The 16380-nt window shown below is 33.9% G+C and carries 17 protein-coding genes; 2 read left to right on the forward strand and 15 right to left on the reverse strand.

What is annotated here, in order from left to right; all coding sequences use genetic code 11:
* Positions 1-210 precede the first annotated feature (210 nt).
* The 7 genes from MKY02_RS13505 to MKY02_RS13535 form a co-directional block, all read right to left on the reverse strand.
* Positions 211-1080, reverse strand: coding sequence for a DUF4097 family beta strand repeat-containing protein (locus MKY02_RS13505; protein ID WP_038189454.1), 870 nt, complete (start codon positions 1078-1080; stop codon positions 211-213).
* A gap of 18 nt (positions 1081-1098) precedes the next feature.
* A complete protein-coding gene (locus tag MKY02_RS13510; protein WP_038189456.1) occupies positions 1099-1803 on the reverse strand; it encodes an ABC transporter permease in 705 nt (234 codons plus the stop codon).
* Between the two features lie 78 nt (positions 1804-1881).
* Positions 1882-2574, reverse strand: a complete 693-nt coding sequence (locus MKY02_RS13515) for an ABC transporter permease (RefSeq protein ID WP_340711367.1) — start codon at positions 2572-2574, stop codon at positions 1882-1884.
* The gene (locus tag MKY02_RS13520; protein WP_038189462.1) at positions 2567-3490 is read right to left on the reverse strand and encodes an ABC transporter ATP-binding protein; all 924 of its coding nucleotides are present in this window, start codon (positions 3488-3490) and stop codon (positions 2567-2569) included. Before MKY02_RS13520 ends, MKY02_RS13515 begins: the two co-directional genes overlap by 8 nt.
* A gap of 158 nt (positions 3491-3648) precedes the next feature.
* A complete protein-coding gene (locus tag MKY02_RS13525) occupies positions 3649-4584 on the reverse strand; it encodes a sensor histidine kinase (RefSeq protein WP_038189466.1) in 936 nt (311 codons plus the stop codon).
* Between the two features lies 1 nt (position 4585).
* Positions 4586-5281: a response regulator transcription factor gene (locus tag MKY02_RS13530; protein ID WP_038189469.1), complete on the reverse strand. Its 696-nt coding sequence runs from the start codon at positions 5279-5281 to the stop codon at positions 4586-4588.
* 434 nt (positions 5282-5715) lie between these two features.
* A complete protein-coding gene (locus MKY02_RS13535) occupies positions 5716-6078 on the reverse strand; it encodes a hypothetical protein (protein ID WP_143691536.1) in 363 nt (120 codons plus the stop codon).
* A gap of 349 nt (positions 6079-6427) precedes the next feature.
* On the opposite strand from MKY02_RS13535, the gene MKY02_RS13540 reads away from it, so the two are divergent.
* Positions 6428-6880, forward strand: a complete 453-nt coding sequence (locus MKY02_RS13540) for a hypothetical protein (RefSeq protein ID WP_051448823.1) — start codon at positions 6428-6430, stop codon at positions 6878-6880.
* A gap of 166 nt (positions 6881-7046) precedes the next feature.
* On the opposite strand, the gene MKY02_RS13545 is transcribed toward MKY02_RS13540, so the two are convergent.
* The 5 genes from MKY02_RS13545 to MKY02_RS13565 all read right to left on the reverse strand — a co-directional run bounded on the left by MKY02_RS13545 (position 7047) and on the right by MKY02_RS13565 (position 12040).
* Positions 7047-7979 (reverse strand): aldo/keto reductase, encoded by a 933-nt coding sequence (locus MKY02_RS13545; protein WP_038189473.1) that lies wholly within the window; start codon positions 7977-7979, stop codon positions 7047-7049.
* Between the two features lie 21 nt (positions 7980-8000).
* The gene (locus MKY02_RS13550; protein WP_038189474.1) at positions 8001-8750 is read right to left on the reverse strand and encodes an IclR family transcriptional regulator; all 750 of its coding nucleotides are present in this window, start codon (positions 8748-8750) and stop codon (positions 8001-8003) included.
* 232 nt (positions 8751-8982) lie between these two features.
* Positions 8983-10881: a vWA domain-containing protein gene (locus MKY02_RS13555; protein WP_076065841.1), complete on the reverse strand. Its 1899-nt coding sequence runs from the start codon at positions 10879-10881 to the stop codon at positions 8983-8985.
* Between the two features lie 10 nt (positions 10882-10891).
* The gene (locus MKY02_RS13560) at positions 10892-11755 is read right to left on the reverse strand and encodes an ATP-binding protein (RefSeq protein ID WP_038189480.1); all 864 of its coding nucleotides are present in this window, start codon (positions 11753-11755) and stop codon (positions 10892-10894) included.
* A gap of 87 nt (positions 11756-11842) precedes the next feature.
* Positions 11843-12040, reverse strand: a complete 198-nt coding sequence (locus MKY02_RS13565; RefSeq protein WP_038189483.1) for a DUF6501 family protein — start codon at positions 12038-12040, stop codon at positions 11843-11845.
* A gap of 395 nt (positions 12041-12435) precedes the next feature.
* Between MKY02_RS13565 and MKY02_RS13570 the strand changes: the two genes are divergently transcribed.
* Positions 12436-12846, forward strand: coding sequence for a GNAT family N-acetyltransferase (locus MKY02_RS13570; protein ID WP_038189486.1), 411 nt, complete (start codon positions 12436-12438; stop codon positions 12844-12846).
* Positions 12847-13197: 351 nt separating this feature from the next.
* Here MKY02_RS13570 and MKY02_RS13575 read toward each other — a convergent pair whose 3' ends face one another.
* From MKY02_RS13575 to MKY02_RS13585, 3 genes are all read right to left on the reverse strand, one after another.
* Entirely contained in the window at positions 13198-14214 is a 1017-nt protein-coding gene (locus MKY02_RS13575) for an asparaginase (RefSeq protein ID WP_340711370.1), read from the reverse strand.
* Positions 14215-14249: 35 nt separating this feature from the next.
* On the reverse strand, positions 14250-15401 hold the full coding sequence (locus MKY02_RS13580) for an ROK family transcriptional regulator (RefSeq protein ID WP_076065840.1): 1152 nt from the start codon (positions 15399-15401) through the stop codon (positions 14250-14252).
* A gap of 84 nt (positions 15402-15485) precedes the next feature.
* Complete coding sequence (locus tag MKY02_RS13585; protein WP_038189505.1) at positions 15486-16379, reverse strand: sugar phosphate isomerase/epimerase family protein; 894 nt, start codon at positions 16377-16379, stop codon at positions 15486-15488.
* Between the last annotated feature and the right edge of the window lies 1 nt (position 16380).

Consider the following 16380-nt stretch of genomic DNA (forward strand, 5'->3'; position numbering starts at 1 on the left):
ACTGGTAGATTATTGTCAATTGGATAAAAGGTTTTACTCTCCTAATAAAAATATTATCTATTTATTTGCATAAAAATAAACTAAGAGCTGACAGCTTTTAGTCTACTTTGCAAGCGTATTAAAAAAAATTTAAATATTTATTGTTTCTAAAGGGTAAGATCAATCGTTCTTTTTAAAGTTATAGAGTATACTACATTTCTCTATTTATTGTTACTCTGCATTGATAGTGCCATATTTACTTAAGAGCTCCAATTGATTTGATGCGTCGCCAATTGTGCCTACTTTTGATTTTTCAGTATCCGTGTCTAATTTCAAACTATCTAAATTTAGTGTTATATCAGATGAATTACTGTTAGCCGTAATTTTCAAGGAAGTCGGAACTTCTTTATAGGCCACAGTAATATCTCCTGACTTTGTTTCTACGAGTAATGTCTTTCCTTCTACTGCATCATTCACTGACACTTCACCATCTACTGAAGTAATATTCATATTAGGGCTATTCACATTCATTAAATAGTTATCACCAGAAGTAGAAGCTGATGTTAAATTTTTTAACGAACTTTCTTTCAAACTTAGTTCACCATCTTTTGACGTAAATCTACCTTTCTCGGCTGACAGTCCTTCAATTTTTGCCGTACCTGAGTCGTTTGAAATTATTACGTTTTTACTCTTAATATCATTCATTTTTATATCACCATAGCTATTATTTACTGTAAGCGTATCTAAAGCGTTCTGTGGGATTGAAATATGAATAATTCCTTTTTTTCCAAAGCTGAAGTTATCAGTAAACCCACCATCTTCATCTTGCTGACTAATTATTATCCTCTTGCTTTTGCTTTTGATTGTGACTGGATCATTCTTTTTGTCTTTTTGTTTACCTTCAAATGTGACAGTTAATTTATTGGATTCACTGTTATTAAACTCAAGATCCCAAGATTCATTGTTTATTACTAATTCTTTAATGCCCTCAATATCAAATGATTTTTCTCCCACAAATTTATCCAATCTTTTTTCCATCCCACTTAAAACTAATCCAAAAATAGCGATTAACATAATGGATGTTATTATGAATTTTTTCACTTCATTTCCTCATTCCTTTTAAACCAAATCTATTTTTTCAACTTTATGATAAGAGAGATAGCCGATTAAAAGGCCTAGAAGACATAGTGTAATTGGAACAACAATGAATTGTATAAGACTAACCTGAGTTCCACCACTTGATACATTTCCATTTATTAAGAAGCTAATTATTACGGCCGAGGTAATGGTTGTAGCAGTTGATTTTTTTCTCATTCCAAAGTACAGAGGAATCAGGCTTACTCCAGCAATCATAAAAGCACTAATAAAAGTTGTTGGAACTATTGCAACTATTTCACTTAAACTCATTGGTGTTGGAAAGAATTCTAAAATTGGATTTAAAAAATAAATTATCACACTAATGATAAAAGTAGCGATAATAATACTAAAAAAACAAAACCCAAAGACAATTGATAACTTAGCTTGCATTAATTTTTTTCGTTTCAACGGGTAGCTAAATAATAATTGAATCGTTTTATTCCTGTATTCATCAATTACTATTCTTGATAAAATAACACTCGAAAAAATGATAAATACGATTCTAATGAAAATATTCGTTAAAGACATGAATTCGGTATAATCTCGAAACATAAGATCATCCTCAACTTTAGATACCCACGCCATTAAACAAACAGCAGCTAAGATCCCCAATATACTAAATACTAACCCTTTAAAATAACTGGATAACTGATTTTTTTTCCATTCCAGTTTCATAAGTTTAAACATGTTGATTACCTCCAAGAAAGATTTTAAGAAAGACTATTTTTTCTATCCTGCAACGTTCTTTAAATACCTCTTTTAAAATTAAATTGCATCCTCTATCTCAATATTTCGAATCGATAAGAAAGCAATGATCACTCCTACAACTGCAAGGCCTAATTGAACCGGAATAAAAGTAACCATTGAGAATACTGGATTAGAAGAGCAAACAATTGACACTACTAAGAGAGATGACAATATAGTTGTAGGAACAGAATGTTTACGCATTCCAAAATACAATGGAATCAAGCTGATTCCTGCAGAGGCAAATGAATATGGGATCGTTTTCAAAACTTCAGCAATGTATTGACTTGCAGTTATTGAAAATGGAACACTGTTAAAAACATTACTAATGATTGAAAATAAACCCGCAACTACGATATTACTCAATAACATGGTTATAAAAGTTATAGCAGCAATAAAAAGCAATTTACTAGCAATTAATTTCTTACGATTAATTGGATATGAAAACATGATCAGTATGGTTTTGCTTTTATATTCACCAATCACTATTTTCGCGATTAATACCGAGGCAAACACAATAAATGTAGCTCTGACCATTGCACCAATTATTACGAAAAAGTCTAGATGCGTCGTAGCAATTATGTCACCTTCAATTTGAGAGATGTACATTACGAACCAAAGTAAGGCTATCATAAGGATGTTTGCTATTATTGCTCCTCTGAAATACCAGCCAAATTTATTTTTCACAAGTTCTAATTGCATTAATTTAAGCATGAATCCCCTCTCCGTTCATTAAATTCATGAAATATTCCTCCAAAGAGCTATGCTTTTTGTTGATACTTTCGATCTCAATATCATTCATAATTAGGGCTTTTGAAATCTCTTGCTGTGTTGCGGTCATCTCATATATGCGAATTGTTTGATCACTCACGATTTTATAATTTTTTAATCCTAGCTGATTATCTAAAATGAAAGCAGCCTTTTTGATATTTTGAACCTTCACCTCAATAAAATCTGTCTGTTCTCCTTTGATACTCTTCATAGAAACTTCTTTGATCAATTTTCCATTTTGAATGACTCCAATAGTGTCTGCCATTTGTTCCATTTCAGCTAATATATGGCTAGAAACTAATAAAGTAATGCCATATTCTTTGCAAAGCATTTTAAATAGCTCTCGCAATTCTTTAATACCGATTGGGTCTAAGCCATTGATAGGTTCATCTAAAATTAACAGTTCTGGTTTTGTCGTAATCGCTCTAGCTATTCCTAATCTTTGTTTCATTCCAAGTGAAAAATCTTTCACCTTTTTATCATCTACATTATTTAACTTCACAAGATCTAAAGCATGGTCAATTGACTTCTTGTCATAATAGCCCATGTATTCACAATGTAAGTAAAGATTTTCTCGAGCTGTTAGCTTCTCATAAAAAATAGGATATTCAATAATTGTCCCCATTCTTTTTAAGACTTCGTATGATGTATTCGTTAACTTTTGACCAAAAATTTCAATATCACCGCTCGTCGGTTTGATTAAATTTGTAATCATTTTCATAATCGTAGTTTTACCGGCCCCGTTTGGACCCAAAAATCCGTATATTTCACCTTGCTTCACATGCATATTGACCTCGGAAACAACCTCTTTTCCTTCAAATACTTTTGTTAGTTGATTTGTTTTTAATATATATGACATTTTGTCTTCCCCTTTCGCTGTCTATTTTTATTGTACGAAACGAACATCTCTTTTTTCTTACTCGATTCTTACAAATTTCTTAAGCCCTTCAAAAGCGAAGGGAGATATTCATTGTTGTGGCATGAAACAAAACAAAAAGCTTGTAGAATTTCTACAAGCTAATATTTCATTCTTTTTAACATAATTGTAAATGCTGTTTTATTATAAGGCTTACTTGAAAGATGAATTTCCCCACCTAAAGCTTCGACAAGCCGTTTCGTGATTGTCAGCCCAAGTCCACTACCTTGATATAAACGATTTCTTGAATCTTCTAATGTATACATTCGCTCAAAAACTTTATCGATATGTGACTCCGAAATACCTTTTCCTTTATCCCAAATATCAATGTACACTGTCTTGTCATCACTTCTCAAAGTTATTCCCAGTGTTTTTCCATCATCACCATACGTAATTGCATTCGATATTAAATTATTTAAAATTCTACTTAACACATCTGTATTTCCATGTGCATATAGTTGTTCATTCGGAATATCAATTTCAACCGAAAAGCCCTTCGCCATAAGTAAATCATAGAACGATAAAATATTTCCCTGACATACTTCGTTCATATTAACTCTCGTTAACTCGATTTCCTTATCTCCTGACTCCAGTTTGGATAAATCAAAAAATTTTTGAATAAGTTCCATTACTTCAATTGTTTTTATATGTACCTTTTCTAACAAAACTTGTCGTTCATCCTCGTTCATTGTTGGATCTGTATGTAATATCTCTATATAGCCGAGAACAACCGTAAGCGGTGTTTTCAAATCATGCGATATATTAGAGAGCATTTTACGCATTGATATTTCTACTTTTGCTTGATTTGCATTTGTTGTATGCTTTGCTACTAAGAATTGATTAATAACCACTAATAACTTTTGCAGTTCTTTATCATCAGTTACTACTAATAACTTTTCAGTTGTTTGCTTTTCTAAATTATTCTGTAGCTTCTCATAAATGTATCTTAAATCCTTATCTTTATTTTGCTGCATATTGTATTGGAAAACGATAAAACCTATTAATACGATAATTATCAATATTAAAAAAAACTCCATTTTACATCACTTCCAATTTATATCCGATTCCCCATAACGTTTTAATATACACTGGGTTTGATGGATCGTCCTCAATCTTCTCTCGCAGTCTTCTCATATGAACATTAATAACATTTTCATCACCATAATATTCTTCATTCCAAATGAGATTATAAATTTGAGCTTTCGAAAATACACGATTACGATTTTTTGCAAATAACTTTAATAGCTCAAACTCTTTAGATGTGAGTTTAATGACTTCACCTTTCTTCCAAGCTGTATAATTGATTGTATCTATTTTCAAGTCACCAATTTGAATAATTTTATCGTCTACCTTTGGAGGAACTGAATATTTTGTCGAACGACGAATTCCTGCCTTTACTCTTGCAGACAACTCAATCATCGAAAAGGGCTTGCAAATGTAATCATCTGCCCCAAGACCTAAGCCAATCGCCTTATCAACATCAGTATCCTTAGCAGACATCATTAAAATTGGAACAGCACTTTTTTCGCGAATCAATCTCACAACTTCTAAACCATCTATCTTCGGCATCATAATATCAAGAATGACTAGATCAAATGAACCTTGCATAAACTTCGCTAGCCCATCTTCTCCATCATAAGCCGTCGCTACTACAAAGCCTTCTTTTGTTAAGTAGCTTTCGACCATTTCTTGTATTGATATATCATCTTCAACTAGTAAAATATTAGATTTCATGCACTTCTCGCTCCTAGCTTTTACATATTCACACAAGTAATTATACCTCAATATGGATTTACTGATAATAAAAGGTTAAATTTTATTTAGAGTGGAAGCTAAATAATATAAGGCTATGATTAATTATGGAAAAAATAGAAAGTGATACTGAAATGTTCCTCTACTTTTCTTCTTTAGTGTCCCATACCCAATCTACAACTATTTGCATTAGTGCTAATGCCAAACAGAAGAGGAACCCTTTCATAAAAGGATCATCTTTATGAGTGAAGTAATCAATAATATTCCATGTAATAATGGCAACCAAGAATATAAAAATATACTTTTTAATAGATTTCATAAGCTCGGCACTTCCATTCTATGTACTATTTTTATACAAACATACCTCTTGAATAGACTTAATTGATTATTACCAGATAACTTCTTCGATATTTTCTTCAGTAAATTTTCCATAACGACCATAAAAAAATTATTAAACCGATAATTCCTAAGGTGGTACTTAGTAATGCTTTATATTTAGATGAAACATGAAACCATATTAGAACGCTATGTACAATTACTCCAATTGAAAATAGCAAACCGCTAATTATTTTCAAAAAAACTATGTCAACGATTCGTCCAATCATTAAAAGTAGAATACTAAGTGCTATCAAACTGTAAGTAGAGAGAACACTTTTTTTCGTCAACTCACCCACAAACCGTTTTCGATCTTCTTCTGACATTTTCATTAAAGACCTTCTCATCAAAAAAGTTGGTATCATAATAAATAATAGTAATTGTATAATGGCATCAATTTTCATCAATTTCTCCTTCTTCATAATACCTCTTAATTTATTATTTTACCTTATTTTGGAATAAATAACTATATCAAAATTATATACAGTATGGATGTAATATTATATAAATTTTTTTATTGGGCTATTATGATACTCATTGGAACTACTCCGCTTCAACAAACGTATAATCCATAAAGAAATTTATGATATTAATGAAAATCACTAATTTAAAGGTACTCCGTAATATTTGTAGAACTTATTATTAAAATAGAAATATCACTACTCGTACTTCAATTCAGTAAGTTGATTAGCTAGAGTAATAGCTATTTTTAAAATGCATTTTTGGAAATTATAGTAATTACTGTAGAAGAAGGTGAATAGAATAAAAAAAATTTATGTATTCATTATTATTGGATTAATTGTAATTTGTACATTTATTTTTGAACCTTTTCGTTCAGAACCGCCCACACCAAAAATAACGACTGGAAAAACTGTCATTCCTACTACACAAGGCTCATTTTGTTGGGATGGTCCTTTATTTACTAGATGTGTAGATAAGATTTATTCTTCCCCTTTAGAAATGGCAAAAGTACATAAACCAATGAAAGTCTCTCCTAATCAAGAAATAAGAATTAAATTTAAAAGAAAGCCTCTTGCCGGAACTTTACAAGTGGAAGAATGGAGAGATAAAAAAAATATAAAAAATATAAAAGTTAAAGATGCCAAAATTTTAGCGCCAAAAGAAAAAGGTGTGTACATTTATCACGTTATGGCTAATTGGAAAGATGGAAGTGGAAATCACGCCTTCTCAATAGAAGTAAAATAATCTTCAATGAACTAACAGCGACTATTCTAAAACCAAAGTATGATTCTACTGAGAAGAGCCGGTTCTTTTATTATTTCTGAATAATGATGAATTAAGGAATTAAATAATAAAAGCCGGATGACAAAAATGTTGTCATTCACGGCTTTTATGGCATTGAGTATTTGTCTTAAATAATCGCTTCAATACTAGCTAAATCTTCGGCTGTAAGTTTGATCTCACTTGCTTTTAAGTTTTCTAATAATTGATTTGTCTTTTTTCCTCCAGGTATAACAGCTGTTATACCTTTTTGTGCTAGTAACCACGCAATTGCTAAATTACCAACTGTCGTATCTTTCTTCAAGGCTATTTCTTTTAAACTTTCAACTTTTGTTAAATTAGCTTCAAAATTTCCAGCTTTAAAAAGATCTACACGATTTCGCCAGTCACCACTATCTAATTTCAAATCTTTTGTATATTTCCCTCCAAGAATACCAAAAGCAAGAGGTCCATATGCAACAACAGCAATTTGTTGCTCGATGCAATATGGTAAAATATCTTCTTCAATAGCACGGTTTAGCATATTGTATTCCAACTGGACAACATCAATATTCCCTGTACTATTAGCTTCTTTTAACTGCTCAAGCGTTACATTAGAAATACCAATTGCTCTAATTATCCCCTCTTGCTTCAACTTCACCAATTCAGCAACTGCTAACTCAAGTGAAGCACCTTGTTCTGGGAAATGGATATAGTAAATATCAATATAGTCTAAACCTAAACGTTTTAAACTAGCCTCACAAGCACTTCGTAGATAGTCAGGCGCGTTATTTGTGACTATTTCTCCCTGTTCATTCTGCATTCTCGCACCCTTTGTAGCTAATATGTATTGCTCACGTGGGAAACTTTGAAGTACTTCTCCAACTAATTCTTCTGAACGACCAGGCCCATATATATCTGCCGTATCAATAAGTGTAACCCCGTTGTTTAATGCTACTTTCACTAATTCTTTTCCATCTTCTTCATTCAAATTTTCGAACAAGTTATGACCACCGACCGCATTCGTGCCTAAACCAATTGTTGAAATGGAAATATCCTGTTTTTCAATTGTCGTATAGTTCATCCAAGATTCCTCCTTTTACATTTAGCGTGATAAGTGAATGAGTTCCTCAGCAACTAGTTGACTGTAATTGATGATTTTTTTTGATAGCTGATTAAATTTTCGACGTGATATATTCTCAGTTGAACCTGAGATTGCAAAGGCCGCTACTACTTCATGATTGATCAAAATCGGTGTTGCGATACAGCGCATACCAATTTCAGTTTCCTCATCATCTATAGCATAACCACGTTTGTTAATCTCTTGAATATGTCTTAGAAATAGATCCTTTTCTTGAAAAGTCTGAGAAGTCATTGGCGAAAAGTCGATGTTATTAATTATGTCTTTTTGATCTTCATCAGATGAAAAAGCCAGTAATACTTTACCTATGGCAGAATGATGCACCTTTGATTTTCTCTTCCTTGACTGTACATCAATCTCTATTCCTTCTCTATTCACAATTCGTTTCGTAATAAGTTGTTCATCTTCAATCACTGCAAGATAGACATTTTCTTGTATTTCTTTTACAACTTCAAATGGCGTTTTTAATTCTTGCCAAGGAATCTTTTTAGGATTCACAATGACCGTTTGAAAAAAGGCCTGATTCAATTGAAAATATGATTTTTCTTTCGAGATCAACTTGTATTCTTGTAAAATTGCTAAAATCCGATAAGTTGATGTTGAACTTAATCCAAGTGCATCCCCAATATCAGTCGCTTTCAATTTTGGATGCTGTTTTAATAACTCCAGCATCCTTAGTCCATTTTGCAATGTTCGCTGCTCTGTTGACTTCAACTCACTCACCTCACTACATATTTAGCATAAAGATTGATTGAGTAAATAGAAAATAATTATGCTTTATTTTCGTATATAGGGAAAATACGAGTTTGAATTGAATTTTTCCTGTAACCTTAAGCTTACTGTCGTCAATACTCTTAATATGTTTACTTAGAAGGAGAAAATGTAATTGTATAGCTTTCTCCTGCCACATCCAATCATTTATCTTTAATTATCCTATCAACATTTATCATCCAGACTGAATAACAAGTCCAATCATCTTCCTCAACAACCTCAACGTCACATCCGTAAACTTCTCCACACTATCTGCTGCAACAGATTGAGGTCCATAAATCATTCTGAATAACTGCAACTGCTCCTCACTTGGCATATCAGTATTCAAGAATAAATGCATGACATGAATGCCCTTCTTCTCTGCATCCATTACTGCTTCTGCTGTATCAACAATCCCATTTTGAGCATAGCCAAATGCTGAGGGTTCCCCATCGGAGAAAACAAGTAGAAATCGATGCTTTTCATCACGAGCTGCTAATCGTTTCGTCATCCAGCGAATTGCAAATCCATCGCGATTATCTTCATGCGCTTCCAACGCCATAATGGCAGAGCCACTATCCTTTGCACCGTCCTCTAATTTATGCACCCATTCAAATGTATTCGGTTGTATTTCTTCCGTTGCTTCGTAGGCATCTTCATAAAAAGAGACGATTTCATGTGTGATGCCCATTTTGCGCAAAACATCATGAAAAAGCAGAACTGCTTGCTTTGTTTCGTCCATTTTATCAATCATAGAAGCCGAGCCATCAACTAATAAACCAAACACTGCATCTAGAGGCTTCGCTGGTGAATTTTTCTTATAAAATGGTTTTGGTCTTTCATCGATTAAAAAGGTTGTTAGTTTGGAGGAAAGTCGACCTTTTGTTAAATGGTCACGTCTGGCAATTTCCTTTTGAGCCATACGCTTTCTGAATTCAGCCATTAATGCCTTCACATAAGGTTCTTGCGTAGTACGCCAAGTGACTAAATCATCCATTGAACCAGTTTCTCGGACCGTTTCAATTCTTCTCTCTTCATAGACGACATTTCGATGTTCTTCACCAAAATATTTGCCTGCTCGCTTTTTCTCAGGAGGCAATTTTTTTACATCGTCATTATCATCTTGTTGTACAGAATCCTTTTGATCTTGTGCTCCACCAATACCGACTTCGGAAATCTCTGCTCCTTCTCGTCCTTCTTCCGCTTCTGTTGACATTGCCTTTCCTTCATTACCATGCTCTAGTTCATAACGCATATGGACGCCATCGTCAGACTGTGACTCGCGATGCCAAGTGCGGAATAGCTCTTCAATCGTTTCTTTTGCCTCTTCTTTGTTACCTTGTTCTTGTTCTGTAACACCTTTATGTTCATTGAACTTTGCTGCTTCTGCTATAGAATCCATAACTGCATAGTAAGTGTGCATTAAGTCTTTTTCCATATGTTCTGCAATCATAGCCATTACGCGATAAACAACCTCAATGCTATCTTCAGTTGAACGAGTATCATAAAGAGACTGCCAAGTGAATTGTAATAGTTCAAAAAAGTCAGGCATACTAGATGTATCTAATTGCATAGAGCCTTCATGTGCCATGACGAATAAATAATTCAAAGTAGCATCTGCTAAAAAGCCCTTTTGTAAATTAACTTGAAGTTGCTGCTTATGAAACTCCAAATACACTCTACGTCTTACGTTAAATGCCTCACCAGTACCTGGGCGTTCCTTCTCGACCGCATCCATTAAACGGAATTCTTCTGCCATTAATACAAGTTGCTCAAATAATTGGGCATTAGGTTCCCCTTGTAAATCCTCAAGTAATTCTAAAAAGGGCTGCACTGAAAAATAGCGCCAAAAGCCAGCCGCTAGCAAATAGATATCCGATAATCGCCCAGCATGCATGATTGCCCGATCACGATGACGCCAAAAAACACTAATTGACAGTGCCTGCTCCTTAGGACGTAACTCTAGCACTTGTCTTTCTGTTAAAGATAAGTATGGTGCATGAGATAACGCTCGCGTTAATTGCTCATAATGAAGCATCTGGCGTGCATTAATCTGTTCATTATTAAATTGAATAAAGCGATTCATCTGTGACATGCAATCAACCTCACTTCACCCACGTTTTAGCTAATTCCATTACGAGCTCACGTTCTCCAACATCGTCCAATTTCTCAGCAACTGCATAGCGAATTGCGCGCAGTGGTTCAATATATTGAGCTAACTCAGTAGCGTCCATTAAACTACGGATAGATGCGGCTTCTTCACTTAGCAAGCCATTTTGCACCTGCCCCTTCAAATCCTCAGCTAAATTGTACATGACGTTTTTCAAACCTTGTGGTGCATTTGGGAAAGCACTTTCCCATAAATTCTTAAGCTGCTCACCAGCTAAGTATGGAATGCTGTAGGAAATAAAACGGTTCTTCAGTGCCTCATTCATCGGTGCTGTTCCGATATAGCCTTCGTTAATAGCCGATATTACATTAAAATGTGGATGAGCTTCAATTACTTCTCCCGTAAACGGATTTGTTAACATACGTCGATAATCAAGAACACTGTGTAAAATCGGTAATGTCTCCGCCTTTGCCATATTGATTTCATCAATATACAGTAAGTGCCCTTCCTTCATCGCCTTAACAACAGGTCCTTCCACAAACTCAATTACTGTTTCTCCATCCTTTTGCACGATTGTCTTAAAGCCAAGTAAGCTTTCAGCATCTAAATCAACCGAGCAGTTGATACTATGCATAGGCTGTCCAAAATAAGCAGACACCGATTCAGCTAACTTCGTTTTACCTGAACCCGCTGGCCCTTTTAATAGCACTGGTTTTTGCAAAGCAACACTGATCAATACATCTTGCCACAACGTCGGGTCTGGTGAAATGTAGCCACCATTTCCAATAAGTAATGCCTGTTCTTCGCTATAAACACGAGCAAGACGCTCATTCTTAATCTTTTCAACTAAATCATGCATGTCTAGTTCCTCCTTGTTGAGCTTACATATGATAAAAAACGGCTTTCGCATATTTTTGCGGAAGCCGTTTTTGTTTAATACTACTACTTATTCGAAGTATTCTTTGTAGAAGCCACCAATATTTCCTGAATTATCGATAACAAAAATGAATTCTTCTGTTTCATTTTTCACTTCATATTCTTTTCCAACTGTTAGTACATTTGATACAAGGTATTTCTTTGCATCTGTTTGTTTACAAGTAACTGTTTTAATCGTTGGTGCGTCTTTCCATTTTAAATGTAACATGGTATAAACAACCTCTCTTATTAGAAAATCCTTAATAAATACGTAAATAGATTACATTCTCCTATTTTAAACGATTTTCACTGGAATGTGCGAGAAAAGCGCATATTTTTTTGAGAAATTGTAACTGAATAATAAAGTGATTTATAAACGCAAGTCAATCTTAACTGCTTTTATTAGTGAAAGCTTTTCATATTTACTAAAAAATTTATATACAAAAATTCATCGTTTTTAACAATTATTTAAAAAATCTGATATAATTGATATGGAAAATATTCCTTAAAAAGATATATATTGATTAACCAAATACTGAAAGTAAATAATTTTGAAAGGAGGTATAAGACAGTGGATAAATTAAGAAGTAACTCTTCAAAATAAAATTTTGAGGAGGATAATAAATGGAATTAACATTTAAAAATAGTAAAACTATCGGTAATGAACAATTAAAAAATTTATATAACGATGTTGGTTGGACTGCTTATACAAAAGATATAGCATTGCTTCAACAAGCATTACTTCAATCTTTAGAGGTCGTATCTGCTTGGGATGATCACAACTTAGTGGGGTTAATTCGTATAGTTGGTGATGGTTTAACGATAATTTATATTCAGGACATACTTGTGTTAAAAGAGTATCAAAACAAAGGAATTGCTTCTCAATTAATACAAGATGTACTAAATAGATATGAAAGTGTTCGTCAAAAAGTACTATTAACTGAAGAAGCTCCTGATGTAAGACATTTTTATGAAAAACAAGGGTTTCAATCTTGTGATAAAGGCGATTTAGTATCGTTTGCTAAGTTGAATTAGTTGGTACTTGTCTAGTATTTAGTAATAATAATGTTACAAAAAAAGGTAGAGTTGATTCTATAACTCTACCTTTTCGTATTTAATCAATGATAAAATTTAAAATTGCATAAAATCTTGGATGGACTGCTGTGAAGTGATATTCAGCCGATTTATGGTATGCTTATACTATATAATTGTACTTTTCGCACTTGGAGGTGTCCTCATGTCCTTTGGTAGCTTACCGGGATGGTTTTTCGTCATCGCATTTGCCTTCTTCATTATCTTCTTTATCGTTGCAGAATGGAAAACACGAAAATAACATGATTAAAAGCGATATGAGATGCTGTCTCCTATCGCTTTTTTATTTAACAGTTATATAAACTTGAAATGGTTAACTACAAATGCTTCTTCGATATGGCCAACGAGTTCTCCAGCATCATTCTTAATGTAAGGAGGTCGTAATTCTTTTAAGTACTGGATCATGTTCTTATCTTTATAATTTATCTGCTCTAAAATTGAAGCAATTATATTAGGCCACACATCTTCTGAACCATTCATCACCTTTAGCGCAATACTGATTCTTTCCTCTTTTAAAGCAAAGCAATAAACTCCCTGTGCTCCTCCTTTTGCTACAATATTTGAACTTTTCAATAGCGTACTACATATGAAGTTTTCTGATGCAATCATATTATAATGTCGGTTCATAGCTGCAGTTAGTTTAACTACCGCTTTTCTTATTTCGATATCGTCAATCAAATCTGGACAACCTAATTTGAGAAAACAAATGGCCATATTTTTAAGAGGAATTGCAAATACCGGAACTCCACAACCATCAATACCAGTTTTAATTTGATCAACTGCCATATTTGATAGTTTGGCAAGTATATGTAGAATTTGCTGTTGTAGAGGATGATCTGGCTTCCAATACTCATCAACAGAGTAACCTAATTCTCGACAAACCGTGATAAAGCCCATATGTTTGCCCGCACAATTGTGATACAATTTACGCTTTTCTTTACCTTCTCTAATGACTTGCTGTTGTGGACTTTTATTTAATGGATAAGAAGGAGCACAATAAAGCTCCTCTTCTTTTACAGGTAGTTTTGACAGCATACTCTCTAATACATCTACTTGATAAGATTCTCCTCGATGAGATGCCATAAACAAAGCACTTTCTTGTTCAGTCAATTGATACTTTTCGATAATATTCGTCATAAATACAGGAATTGCTTGTATCGGTTTAGCTGCCGAACGTAAGAAAACATATTGCTCCGTATCACCGATATGAAACGCAGTTTGCTGCTGGTCATTTACGCCGCAAATTATACCTGTATGAGTATTTTCAAGCATATTTGCTCGATATTCTTTTATCAAAATATCATAAGTCATTAGCAATCATCCACCTTACAAAGATATTCTTAAACTTATAAATCGAGTAAGACCTTTTGAGCTTGTATAGCAGCTCCCCTTACAACTCCTTCACTACCAAGCTTTGAGTATACAATTTTAAGATTTTGACGAATGGACTGCCATATATAACGGTCACATTTTTCTTCTATAAATTTGCCTATCCCCGGTAGCTCATCAATTAAATGCCCACTTAAAATGATATACTCTGGTTCATACAAACAAGCCATATTACTAACAGCAAGCGCTATATACGTAGTTACACGGTCCATTATATTACATGCCCATGTCTCCTTTGAACGATAGGCATCATACACTTCTTCTATAGAATTGATTGGTTTTACTTTATTGGCATCAGCAATAATGGCACTTTCAGAAATATACGTTGATAAGCAACCTACTTTTCCACAATGGCATATTACGCCATTAGGATCGATCACTGTATGACCAATTTCTCCAGCATTATTTGAAGTGCCACGGTGTACTTCACCATGAAGTAATATGGCTGCACCTATGCCTGATCCAATGCCTAGTAAAATACAATTATCAGAGTCTATTGATTGCCCTATTGTATTTTCAGCTATTATTTTCATCTTAAGCTCGTTATCAATAATGATATTATGAGTCGTTAATTCCTTTAAATCGTCTGCCAGTGGGATATTTTCCCACTGCAGTTGCTCGGAAATTTTAACGATACCTTTTTCATAATCAATAGAACCTGGTAATCCTACCCCTAAACCAATCACTTTTTTCATCTCAATATGGTTTTCATTAATGATTTGTACAGTTTTTTCTTGGATATTATTTAACGTTTCTTTATAACTCTCTTGTGATTTTCTCTGGAAAACTTTAAAGTCTACAAGCTCTCCTAGAAAATCGACTAAGCCCACTCTAACTATTCGACGATCTAGTTCCACACCTACTGTATATAAGACATCTGGACATAACTCTAACAATGTTGGCTTTCTTCCGATACTTGTTGATTCTATAAGTGATTCCCGAACAAAACCTTCTTCTTGTAGCTCTTGAACAATTCGAGTAATCGAAGTTGGACTCATCTTCGTTACTTTGGAAAGTTGTATGCGAGAGATAGGTGACATAGCTCTTATTAATTCTAAAACTAATAATCTATTTTGTTTTTTCATCAATAATTGATCTTGCTTTTCCATAAGACACACTTCCCTGTTCAAAAGTAAAATTCGTGAGAAACATTCCTTATGTTCATAGTAATGGAAATTACTAGAAAAATCACTTTATAGCTTATATTTGCGGACAAATTCTACAGCTTGAGAGATATCTGCTTCAGGAGCATCCTTTACTTCTCTCTCAATAGTTAAATAGCCTGTATAGTTAACTGCTTGAAGTGCTTTAAAATAGAGGTCAAAATTAACATCTCCCTTGCCTAATGGAAGTTCCCTGAAAAATTCTCCAGCAGCTACCATTTCAGCAATTTTACGATGATCTACCCCATCTCCGTATCCTACAAAACCATAGACATCTCTTGGGTCCGTCTTTTTTAACTGCACGCCATCCTTCACATGGGTATGAACAATATAGTCTTGTAGAATTTCCACCCCTGTAACCGGATCATCTCCTGTTACCATAACCATATTGGCTGGGTCAAAATTTACTGATACACCATTGGTACTTAGACTATCTAAAAACTGCTTTAAAGTCACAGCTTTTTCAGGTCCTGTTTCAATTGCAAAGTAAGCATCTAGACTTTTCGCGTATTGTCCTAGCTCCTCACATGCTTGCTGTAATGCGTAGTAAATTTCACTATTTGGATCTTCTGGGATGATACCTATATGTGTTGTCACAATATTAGTACCAAGTTCAACTGCCATATCTAGTATTCTTTTTGATTGTTCGACTTTGAGCGCATTGTCTTGTTTGTTTTGAAAACCGTGCCCCCCTAAATCACCGCATAAAGCGGATATGTCTAAATCTATTGATGTTAAATAATTTCTTAATTCTTTTCGAGCTGATGTAGACATATTCTCTGGTGCCATTTCGCCCGAAACGGCATAGATTTGAACACCGTCCGCTCCAATTTCTTTTGCTTTTTTTAAACCTTCATAGAGGGGTAATCCAAAGCTATCCACTATAACACCAATTTTATTGGATAGTTGTAAGGTTGATGTCATA

The organism is Viridibacillus sp. FSL R5-0888 (assembly GCF_038009105.1).
Lineage (GTDB): Bacteria > Bacillota > Bacilli > Bacillales_A > Planococcaceae > Viridibacillus > Viridibacillus arenosi.

Coding starts and splice junctions, on each gene's coding strand:
- MKY02_RS13510 (WP_038189456.1), bottom strand. CDS start 1,803: ATGTTTAAACTTATGAAACTGGAATGGAAAAAAAATCAGTTATCCAGT.
- MKY02_RS13515 (WP_340711367.1), bottom strand. CDS start 2,574: ATGCTTAAATTAATGCAATTAGAACTTGTGAAAAATAAATTTGGCTGG.
- MKY02_RS13520 (WP_038189462.1), bottom strand. CDS start 3,490: ATGTCATATATATTAAAAACAAATCAACTAACAAAAGTATTTGAAGGA.
- MKY02_RS13525 (WP_038189466.1), bottom strand. CDS start 4,584: ATGGAGTTTTTTTTAATATTGATAATTATCGTATTAATAGGTTTTATC.
- MKY02_RS13530 (WP_038189469.1), bottom strand. CDS start 5,281: ATGAAATCTAATATTTTACTAGTTGAAGATGATATATCAATACAAGAA.
- MKY02_RS13535 (WP_143691536.1), bottom strand. CDS start 6,078: ATGAAAATTGATGCCATTATACAATTACTATTATTTATTATGATACCA.
- MKY02_RS13545 (WP_038189473.1), bottom strand. CDS start 7,979: ATGAACTATACGACAATTGAAAAACAGGATATTTCCATTTCAACAATT.
- MKY02_RS13555 (WP_076065841.1), bottom strand. CDS start 10,881: ATGTCACAGATGAATCGCTTTATTCAATTTAATAATGAACAGATTAAT.
- MKY02_RS13560 (WP_038189480.1), bottom strand. CDS start 11,755: ATGCATGATTTAGTTGAAAAGATTAAGAATGAGCGTCTTGCTCGTGTT.
- MKY02_RS13565 (WP_038189483.1), bottom strand. CDS start 12,040: ATGTTACATTTAAAATGGAAAGACGCACCAACGATTAAAACAGTTACT.
- MKY02_RS13570 (WP_038189486.1), top strand. CDS start 12,436: ATGGAATTAACATTTAAAAATAGTAAAACTATCGGTAATGAACAATTA.
- MKY02_RS13575 (WP_340711370.1), bottom strand. CDS start 14,214: ATGACTTATGATATTTTGATAAAAGAATATCGAGCAAATATGCTTGAA.
- MKY02_RS13580 (WP_076065840.1), bottom strand. CDS start 15,401: ATGGAAAAGCAAGATCAATTATTGATGAAAAAACAAAATAGATTATTA.
- MKY02_RS13585 (WP_038189505.1), bottom strand. CDS start 16,379: ATGACATCAACCTTACAACTATCCAATAAAATTGGTGTTATAGTGGAT.